Raw genomic sequence first — 8,279 nt, 5'->3', positions numbered from 1 at the left:
TTGCTTATATTGTTTATCATTTCCAAAAATCTTATATAGAATTTCTTATCATAGATTACTAATTTTTATTATTATGATAGTAAATTTTATATTAGTCCAGATGGTCGATTGCGTATTGTGCTTGTTCCTCAGTGTATTTATCTCCTGCATCTGACATTAATTGCTGTTTTAATTGTTCATCTGACATTGGCATCATATTAAGATAGTTCTGAGCAGCTTTAAGTGCTTGTTCGTTGTAGTCCACTTTAATATTATCAATAGCATATTGAGCAGCTTCTGCTGGATACTTATCAGCAGCTTCAGAGGTTAATTGATCATAAAGTCCTTTTTCAGAGAATGGCATCATTGAAATATAGTTTTCTGCTGAACGTAGTGCGTTTTTATATTCTCTTGGGACATCATCTTCTTTTGGCTTTTCTGATTCTTCGGTTTCTTCTTTAACTTCTCCCTCGGTTTCATCTTTTGCAGCTTCTTCTTGTTTGACTTCTTCCTTAACTTCTTCTTCCTTAACTTCTTCTTGCTTAACTTCTTTTGTGTTGGTGTCACTACCACACGCTGTAAGTGTCAAGGCTAGAGCCATTAGTGCGATTAGTTTTTTCATAATTTCCTCTTTGTAATTTATATGAAGCCTTATGGCTGAATACTAGAATTATATATTTTGGTATAATAAACAGATGGATGTAACTAAAATTATCATCTTGATTAAATTATAACACAATTTATTTTTAAGGGAAAGTAAAATAATAAATAAAAATATTATTACTCAAAACAATCATATATTTATTGCTAATTTACAAAAATGTAGTACAATGTAAACAAAGATTGGAGGTTTTTATGAGCGTTGTTTCACTTAGGTTAAATGAAGAAGAAAATAAGTTATTTAAGGCTTATTCTAAACATACTGGCAAAAATTTATCTGAGCTTTTTAAAACTGCCCTAGCAAGTCAGATTGAAGATGAGCTTGATTATGAAACAGGGCTTAAGGCCTTGGCAGATTTTGAAAAAAATCCCCTTACTCATTCTATAGATGATTTAATTTTGGAACTCGAAAGTGACTTATAGGCTTGTAGTTTCAGAAAATGTTAGAAAGAAAATAAAGAAAATGGACAAACATCTTGGCCTAATGCTAGCTAAGGATATGAAAGCAAAGCTTGATATGATAGATGATCCCAGAAGGTTTGGAAAGGCTCTTAAAGGGGATTATAAGGGACTTTGGAGATATAGGATAGGGGCTTATAGAGTGATTTGTGAAATTAGAGACGATGAGCTAATAGTCCTTGCTATTGACGTTGGTCATAGAAAAAATATTTATGATTAAGTATAAAAAAGAGCTATCAAGATAAATAATCTTTGATGAGCTCTTTTTTCTTATAAATATTTGATTTTCTGGCAAGGTTTAAGGTCTACGCTACCTAACTTGCTGGCCTAAAACCTGCATCCTTGGCTTCTTTTTCGTTTTCGAAATAGACTGCATTTTTATCCTTAATAGTATCGTAGGAAGGCCATTCTGGCAGGTGGTAGACTTTGGAATTTTTATTGCCCTTTATGAGGTAGGATTCATCAATTTTTTCATTTTTTTCTACAAAATCTTTATCAGATTTCCCATCTGACCAGATGCCTTTATTATTGGCCTTAGCGGTATTTTCTAACTTTTTTAGAAAGTCATGATATTTAACATCAGGTTTATAGTAATTAGCGTAGGCTAAGCCTTCTTTGACTAAAAGACCGTTTAGGGTTTTAGTTTCTATATCTTTAAGACTTGGGTTTGTAACTGGTTTTTCTAGCCAAATATACCTTAAAAGCCTATCGTATTTATCCCTATCTGAGACGTCCTTTTCTAGGTAGACTTCCTTATTTTCTAGAGATTTTTCAGTAAAATCCTTAGCTTCTTTTGCCATAAATTCGGAGGGGTTTCCGTCTTTTGCAAGTTCTGGCGTATTTATGCCGACAAACCTTATTTTTTCATCAACACCATCAATACTAACCCAAATGGTATCGCCATCATGGGCATAGGAAAATTGGGCTTTTTCATAGTTTTTTTCCCTATCTTCGATTTTTATTTCACTTTGATTTTTATCATCTCTTGTGACTTCCTCGCAGGAGGTGAGAGTTAAGGCAAAAATAAGGGCAAGGACTATCCTAAGCATTTCTAATATCCTTTTGGCAGTCAGGACAAATGCCGTAGAATTCAAAGTTGTGGCCGTTTATTATAAAGCCTGTTTCCATCTCAACTTCCTTTTCTAGCTCGTGGACAGGGCAAGATTTGATTAAGAATTTTTTGTGGCAGTTAGAGCAGGTTATAAAGTGCTTGTGGTCGCCCTTATTTATCTGGTAGTAGGAAATCCCATCTATGTCTGCTGTCTTTAAAAGCAGATCATTTTCTTCTAGGATATTTAAATTGCGGTAGACGGTAGATAGGTCTATAGACATTTCTTTTTTTAGGTCTTCGTAGATCTCTTTGCCAGAAACCGGCTCATTTTTTTTGTCTATATAGTCTAAAATCAGTCTGCGCTGTTTGGTTATTCTTAAATTTTTATCTTTTAATAAGTCGTTTAATTTCATATTTTCTCCTTAAAATTACTATACTTTATTTGACAGAGATAAAAATGCCTATATAATATCTAATGCAAATCACTTGCAAAAGGAGTTTAAAATGAATAAAAAAAATATATTTATGGGCCTAGCTCTTGCCCTAGCTGTAACAGCTTGTGGTAATGATGCTAAGGATGATACAAAAACAGAGACAAAAACAGAAACATCTCAAGTAGAAGAGAGTAAAAATCAAGCAGAATCAAGTGTGATCTATGCCTCATTTTATCCAATATATAATTTGACTAGGCAAATCGCGGGAGATAAGTTTGATGTAAAAGCTTTTAATTCCCTTACAACAGAAAGTCATGATTTTGAACCATCTGCTAAGGAAATCGCCGAACTTAGTAAGTCTCAGCTAATATTTATGAATGGGGCAGGCATGGAAGATTGGAAGAATGATGTGGAAGAAACTGTTGATATTACAATGGTTGATACTAGTGAGGGCCTTGATTTAATAAAGGCAGACCACGACCACGAAGAAGGTGAAGAAGAAGGTTATCACCACCACGGTGAGTTTGATCCACACACTTGGATATCACCTGTAAATGCTAAGGCCCAAGCTAAGATAATAGCAGATAAACTTATAGAAATTGATCCAGCCAACAAGGATTATTATGAAAAAAATTACCAAAAAGTAGCCTCAGAATTTGATGAGATTATAAATGAATATAAGGAAAAATTTAATCAAGTTACAAATAATAAATTTATAGTTCCTCATGAAGCCTTTGGCTATGTAGCAAGAGACTTCGGCCTTGAGCAAATCCCTCTAGCAAGTCTAACATCAACAGCCGACCCAGATGCCAAGGTCATGAAGGAAGTAACAGATCTTGCCAAGGCTGATAAGATTAGGACAGTTTTCTATGAAAAAGGTGGGTCAGATAAGGCAGCCAAAACTATAGCAGACGAAATTGGAGCAGACACAGCGCCTTTATCAACCATGGAATTTGCAAGTCAAGATGAGATAGATAAGGAAGTAACCATCCAAGAAATAATTAAGGAAAACCTTGAAAATATATACAAGTCGCTAGCATAATATATATATGAAGCAAATAGAAATAAAAAACCTAAGGTTTGGCTATAATGAAAATTTAATATTAAAAGATATAAATCTAAGCCTTGATGAGGGAGACTTTGCCATAATCTCTGGGGAAAACGGATCAGGCAAGTCCACCCTAATCAAGCTTATCCTAGGCGAATTAAAAAAAGATAGGGGAAGCATCAAAGTTTTTGGTATAGATATGGAGGACTTTAAAAATTTTGAAAAAATTGGCTACGTACCCCAGGTAAATGAAGCCATCAAGGTGGCCTTTCCAGTATCAGCCAGGGAATATGTTGGACTTAACCTTTATAAGGAATTTTCAATCTTTAATACTATCAGTAAAAAATCAAAGTCAAAGGTTGAAGATACCTTTGCGACCCTAAAGATAAAAAATCTCATAGATAGACCCTTCAATAAATTATCCGGAGGCCAGGCTCAAAGAGTCATGATAGCAAGGGCCATGGTTAATAACCCTGACATCCTAATCCTCGATGAACCTACTGTAGGTATCGATCAAAAATCCAAGGAAGACTTTCTAGACCTCCTAGTCCACCTAAACACCCACCACAATATCTCAATATTGATGATAACCCATGAGATGGAAATCTTAGGAGACTATGTAGATAAGGTCTTTAGGCTAAAGGGAGGGGTAATATGCTAAGCTATGACTTTATGAGAAGGGCCCTTGTTGTTGGAATTATGCTTGCAGTAATAATCCCAATGATTGGCCTTGTCATGATAAATAGAAAGACATCCATGATAGGAGATGCCCTTTCCCACTCATCTCTGGCAGGGATTGCCATGGGGCTAATTTTTTCCATAAATCCTATGTGGACCTCCCTTGTATTTTGTGTTCTAGGAGCCTTTGCCATAGATATAATAAGAAAGAAATTTAAGGACTTTGGCGACATGGCAACAGCCATTATCATGAGCTTTGGTATAGGTCTTGCGGCGATATTGTCAGACTTTTCCAAGGGAGGAAAGAGTTTTGAATCCTACCTTTTTGGATCAATTACTACAGTATCAAGAGATGATGTCATCCTAGTAGGAATAATTTTTGCCCTAGTAGTATTTATGTCCCTTTACTTTTACAATGCCCTCCTATTTATATCTATAAACCCAATAATGGCAAGACTTGGAGGAGTCAAGGTAAGGACAGTAAACTCAGTATTTACCTTCCTAACTGCAATAACAATAGCCATCTCTGCCAAAATCGTAGGAGCCCTTATGATAACTTCTCTAATGGTAATCCCAGTTGCAACAGCACTTTTGGTAAGTGATTCCTATAAAAAAACCTACCTACTCTCCCTAATATTTTCTGTAATATTTATGACAGCAGGAATCACCCTATCCTTCTATTATGGCCTAAAACCAGGAGGAGCCATAGTAATGATAGCCATAGCAACTCTTTTAATAGTGGCTATAATAAAGATAATATCAACAAAAGTTAGAAAAAAGATCTCTAATTAAGGGGTCTTTTTTTATGGTAAATTTCACCTATACAATTTTTTGTATATAGTCGTTGCTATAATATACTTAAGAGGTGATGATATGAATTTGGAGAAAAAAGTTATAAAACTTAGCAGGTCTAAGTATGGAGAAAATTTTTTTATTGAGGAAAGGATAAGAAAAGAATTTGAAATAATCAGGAAAAAAAGCTCAGAAGATGAAATTGACTTTCTCTTGTTTTTAAAGGAAAATCTTGACCAAAATATCCTAATTGGAAACTTACCCTTTGTAAGCTTATATCTTTTGGGTCTTAGCCTAATAAACCCACTTCCTGCCCACTATTACAATGAAAAAACCAAGGAACTTATTTTTGTAGATGGGGTGGAATACGGGGCTTATTTAGAAAAAAAGGAAGGATTTTGCCGAGATGGATTCAATATCGATCCTTCCTATACATTTGAAAATGAAATTTATTTTGAAATTCGAATTGATAAGAAATTTAAAGCTAAAGTAAAAGACTTAATGAGAGAGTATTTTGAAGATGGTGTTTTCTATAGTTGGGGTAAAAATGAAAGTATGGAAAAATATGACCTAGGTAATATTTCTTTAATCTTTCTGGATAGTTTAACCAGCTTATATTATGAAAAAAATATCAATCAAAGGCTAGATATAGAAGATTTTAAAAAATATTTACTTGAATATTATTTGAATGAAAAAATTGAATTAAAAAATATTTATCCAAGGAAGGTGACCGAATCTATAGAAGATTCATCTTATATAGAAAATATAAAAACCTATGGAGATTTTTTATATCTATTGGGGCTCACATTGACCTACACCAGGACGTATAGCTTATTTATAGACTTTGTTAATAGAAATTACCCATCAAACAGGGAAGAAATCTTTGCTTATTATATATACCATGGGATTGATAGGGAAAGGGCAGGTAAACTTGCCTATGACATAAGTTTTTTTAAGGCTGGTATCCTTCCGGATATAGATCCAGAGATAGACTTTTACCTAAGAAAACTTAATTATACTTGGGATAAGACAAGCCTTGTTAAAGCCAGCCTTTACTCTTATTTTGATTATAAATTAGCACTTTAATATGATATAATAATTTTAGGAGGACCTATGGCAAGTTCGAGATTAAATATTTTATATATCCTAGAAATTTTATACGAAGAATCTGACGCCGACCATATTCTTTCAATGTCCGAGATAAGGAAAAAACTAGCCTTATATTGTAATGTCGAGCTAGATAGGAGAACGATTACAAGTGCCATTAATGACTTAATAGACTTTGGGATTGATATTTCAACCTTTTCCGACAATGGCAAAGGCTATTATCTTATAGATCGTCCGCTTGAAAAAAGCGAGACTTATCTATTGATGGATGCCATAATTTCCCTATCATATATCGATAAGGACCAGTGCACTAAGCTTTTAAGAAAAATTGAAATAACCCAGTCCAAACATCAAAGGTCAATTGATAAATACATAAGTCAGCCAGATTTTTATAGGTCAAAAAGAACCTCAAATAAAGAAGTTTTTCTAAATATAGAAATTATAAGCGAGGCAATTGAGAAAAACCGTCAAATAGAATTTACCTACCTGACCTATGGGTCAGATAAGAAACTTTTGCCAAGGAGAGACAGACCCTACAAATTAAATGCCTATAGGATACTAGCTGACAATAAAAAATATTATCTTTTGGGAACTACGCCTGGTTTTACAAATATTTTATCCTTTAGAATTGATTTTATAAAGGATATAAAGATCCTAGGAGAAAATAGGGATAAATTTAGGACCGATGACTTAAATAGGCTAATAGAAAAGGCGACCCATGCTTTTTTTGGCAAACCATCATTTATAAAAATTCGTTTTAAGGAGGAAATCTTAAACTATGTAATCGAACAATTTGGAACTGATATAAAGATAAGAAAAGACGGAGATTTTTATATTGCAGATTTCCTAGCACCCGAAAAAGGCATAGAATACTGGGCTTTGCAATTTCTTCCTTATGTAGAAGTGATAGAGCCAAAGAGTCTGAGAGATTCTGTTATAGGAAGTTTGAAAGAAAATTTATATGAGATTTAAGGAGAGGTTATGACAACAGTTTGGAGATTACACGCAAATACAGATTCAGATGATAAGAAAAAGATTTCTGGTTATATGATTGAAAAAAATATCATGGCGATAGGTTGGAGTTTAAAGGATTCACACATTAAGGAAACCATAAAAGAAGATTTAGATATTGTGTGCAAAGAAAGAGATGAGATAAAAACTATTGATGATTATGATGATTTTTGTAACAAGTATAAAATTTATAAAAATGGTGTAAATGCCAATGTAACTAGATTTACTAGAGAAATTGAAGAAGGCGATTTAATTTGGATGAGGCACGAAGGTATTTATTACCTAGCTAGATTTGGTTCAGACTCTAAGGTAATTTATAATTGTAATGAGGAAAGTACGGAAAAAGATGCATGTCTTCAAATACCGATTGGAAAATGGATAGAAATAGGAGATGAGAGTGCTGTGCCAGGAGCTGTGACAACTGCTCTTATTTCAAGACTTACTTTTTGTAGGATAAACCAAGCAGGGGTCAAAGAATTTTCCGAATTTATTTATGATAAAATGGCAAATACAAATTATTATGCGGATACGAAATTAACTTTTAATCAGAAGAGCTTTTATAATTCTATTTCTCCTACTGATTGCGAAGACCTGCTTTGTATGTATTTAAATAAGAGGTATGGCTATGTAGTAATTCCTTCTACAAATAAAAAATCAACTGAACTTTACGAATGTGTTTTGCTTGACCCTAAGACTGGGAATAATATTTTTATCCAAGTTAAGAATGGAGATATTGATATATATGCAGAAGAATATATGCATCTAGATGGTGATGTATATCTGCTTACCACAAAGGGAACAGTAAAAAACTATGATAAGGAAAAGCATAAAAATATTAAAATAGTTGATCCTAAAGAATTATTCAATTATCTAAGTCATGAAGACTTTCAAAACTATTTGCCTCAAAGTATCAAGTATTGGATTGAGCTTTTAGGGGGCTATAAAAAGAGCTGACCAGACCAGGTCAGTTTTTTTATGATATAATAATACATATATAGAAAGGATTTTTATGAAGATTATTATTTCACCGGCTAAGAGTTTTAAACATTTTGATAATATA

General features: G+C 33.4%; 11 protein-coding genes. 8 read left to right on the top strand and 3 right to left on the bottom strand.

From position 1 onward, the window contains the following. Positions 1-91: 91 nt before the first annotated feature. Positions 92-580, bottom strand: coding sequence for an Ltp family lipoprotein (locus Q0410_RS04290; RefSeq protein WP_299033239.1), 489 nt, complete (start codon positions 578-580; stop codon positions 92-94). 254 nt (positions 581-834) lie between these two features. Here Q0410_RS04290 and relB point away from each other — a divergent pair, with 254 nt between their 5' ends. Both relB and Q0410_RS04280 read left to right on the top strand, forming a co-directional pair. Continuing rightward, positions 835-1,062, top strand: a complete 228-nt coding sequence (gene relB, locus Q0410_RS04285; protein ID WP_299033234.1) for a type II toxin-antitoxin system RelB family antitoxin — start codon at positions 835-837, stop codon at positions 1,060-1,062. Then, the gene (locus Q0410_RS04280) at positions 1,052-1,318 is read left to right on the top strand and encodes a type II toxin-antitoxin system RelE/ParE family toxin (protein ID WP_299033231.1); all 267 of its coding nucleotides are present in this window, start codon (positions 1,052-1,054) and stop codon (positions 1,316-1,318) included. Before relB ends, Q0410_RS04280 begins: the two co-directional genes overlap by 11 nt. A 94-nt stretch (positions 1,319-1,412) precedes the next feature. Here the strand turns inward: Q0410_RS04280 and Q0410_RS04275 are convergent, their stop codons facing one another. Together Q0410_RS04275 and Q0410_RS04270 are read right to left on the bottom strand one after the other, a co-directional pair. Next, on the bottom strand, positions 1,413-2,147 hold the full coding sequence (locus Q0410_RS04275) for a thermonuclease family protein (RefSeq protein WP_299033229.1): 735 nt from the start codon (positions 2,145-2,147) through the stop codon (positions 1,413-1,415). Then, the gene (locus tag Q0410_RS04270; protein WP_299033226.1) at positions 2,140-2,562 is read right to left on the bottom strand and encodes a Fur family transcriptional regulator; all 423 of its coding nucleotides are present in this window, start codon (positions 2,560-2,562) and stop codon (positions 2,140-2,142) included. The genes Q0410_RS04275 and Q0410_RS04270 overlap by 8 nt, the downstream gene beginning before the upstream one ends. Positions 2,563-2,653: 91 nt before the next feature. Here Q0410_RS04270 and Q0410_RS04265 point away from each other — a divergent pair, with 91 nt between their 5' ends. From Q0410_RS04265 to Q0410_RS04240, 6 genes are all read left to right on the top strand, one after another. Beyond that, entirely contained in the window at positions 2,654-3,625 is a 972-nt protein-coding gene (locus Q0410_RS04265; protein ID WP_299033223.1) for a metal ABC transporter solute-binding protein, Zn/Mn family, read from the top strand. Between the two features lie 7 nt (positions 3,626-3,632). Continuing rightward, a complete protein-coding gene (locus tag Q0410_RS04260; RefSeq protein WP_299033221.1) occupies positions 3,633-4,292 on the top strand; it encodes a metal ABC transporter ATP-binding protein in 660 nt (219 codons plus the stop codon). After that, the gene (locus Q0410_RS04255; RefSeq protein WP_299033218.1) at positions 4,286-5,101 is read left to right on the top strand and encodes a metal ABC transporter permease; all 816 of its coding nucleotides are present in this window, start codon (positions 4,286-4,288) and stop codon (positions 5,099-5,101) included. The genes Q0410_RS04260 and Q0410_RS04255 overlap by 7 nt, the downstream gene beginning before the upstream one ends. An 81-nt stretch (positions 5,102-5,182) precedes the next feature. Then, the gene (locus tag Q0410_RS04250; RefSeq protein ID WP_299033213.1) at positions 5,183-6,187 is read left to right on the top strand and encodes a hypothetical protein; all 1,005 of its coding nucleotides are present in this window, start codon (positions 5,183-5,185) and stop codon (positions 6,185-6,187) included. Between the two features lie 27 nt (positions 6,188-6,214). Continuing rightward, positions 6,215-7,180 (top strand): YafY family protein, encoded by a 966-nt coding sequence (locus Q0410_RS04245; protein WP_299033210.1) that lies wholly within the window; start codon positions 6,215-6,217, stop codon positions 7,178-7,180. Positions 7,181-7,189: 9 nt separating this feature from the next. Continuing rightward, positions 7,190-8,173, top strand: a complete 984-nt coding sequence (locus tag Q0410_RS04240) for a hypothetical protein (RefSeq protein WP_299033207.1) — start codon at positions 7,190-7,192, stop codon at positions 8,171-8,173. Positions 8,174-8,279 lie beyond the last annotated feature (106 nt).

The sequence above is a fragment of the uncultured Anaerococcus sp. genome (assembly GCF_937934665.1).
GTDB lineage: Bacteria > Bacillota > Clostridia > Tissierellales > Peptoniphilaceae > Anaerococcus.
This window is presented reverse-complemented; position numbering and strand designations above follow the sequence as displayed.

Coding starts and splice junctions, on each gene's coding strand:
- Q0410_RS04290 (WP_299033239.1), bottom strand. CDS start 580: ATGGCTCTAGCCTTGACACTTACAGCGTGTGGTAGTGACACCAACACA.
- relB (WP_299033234.1), top strand. CDS start 835: ATGAGCGTTGTTTCACTTAGGTTAAATGAAGAAGAAAATAAGTTATTT.
- Q0410_RS04275 (WP_299033229.1), bottom strand. CDS start 2,147: ATGCTTAGGATAGTCCTTGCCCTTATTTTTGCCTTAACTCTCACCTCC.
- Q0410_RS04270 (WP_299033226.1), bottom strand. CDS start 2,562: ATGAAATTAAACGACTTATTAAAAGATAAAAATTTAAGAATAACCAAA.
- Q0410_RS04265 (WP_299033223.1), top strand. CDS start 2,654: ATGAATAAAAAAAATATATTTATGGGCCTAGCTCTTGCCCTAGCTGTA.
- Q0410_RS04260 (WP_299033221.1), top strand. CDS start 3,633: ATGAAGCAAATAGAAATAAAAAACCTAAGGTTTGGCTATAATGAAAAT.
- Q0410_RS04255 (WP_299033218.1), top strand. CDS start 4,286: ATGCTAAGCTATGACTTTATGAGAAGGGCCCTTGTTGTTGGAATTATG.
- Q0410_RS04250 (WP_299033213.1), top strand. CDS start 5,183: ATGAATTTGGAGAAAAAAGTTATAAAACTTAGCAGGTCTAAGTATGGA.
- Q0410_RS04245 (WP_299033210.1), top strand. CDS start 6,215: ATGGCAAGTTCGAGATTAAATATTTTATATATCCTAGAAATTTTATAC.
- Q0410_RS04240 (WP_299033207.1), top strand. CDS start 7,190: ATGACAACAGTTTGGAGATTACACGCAAATACAGATTCAGATGATAAG.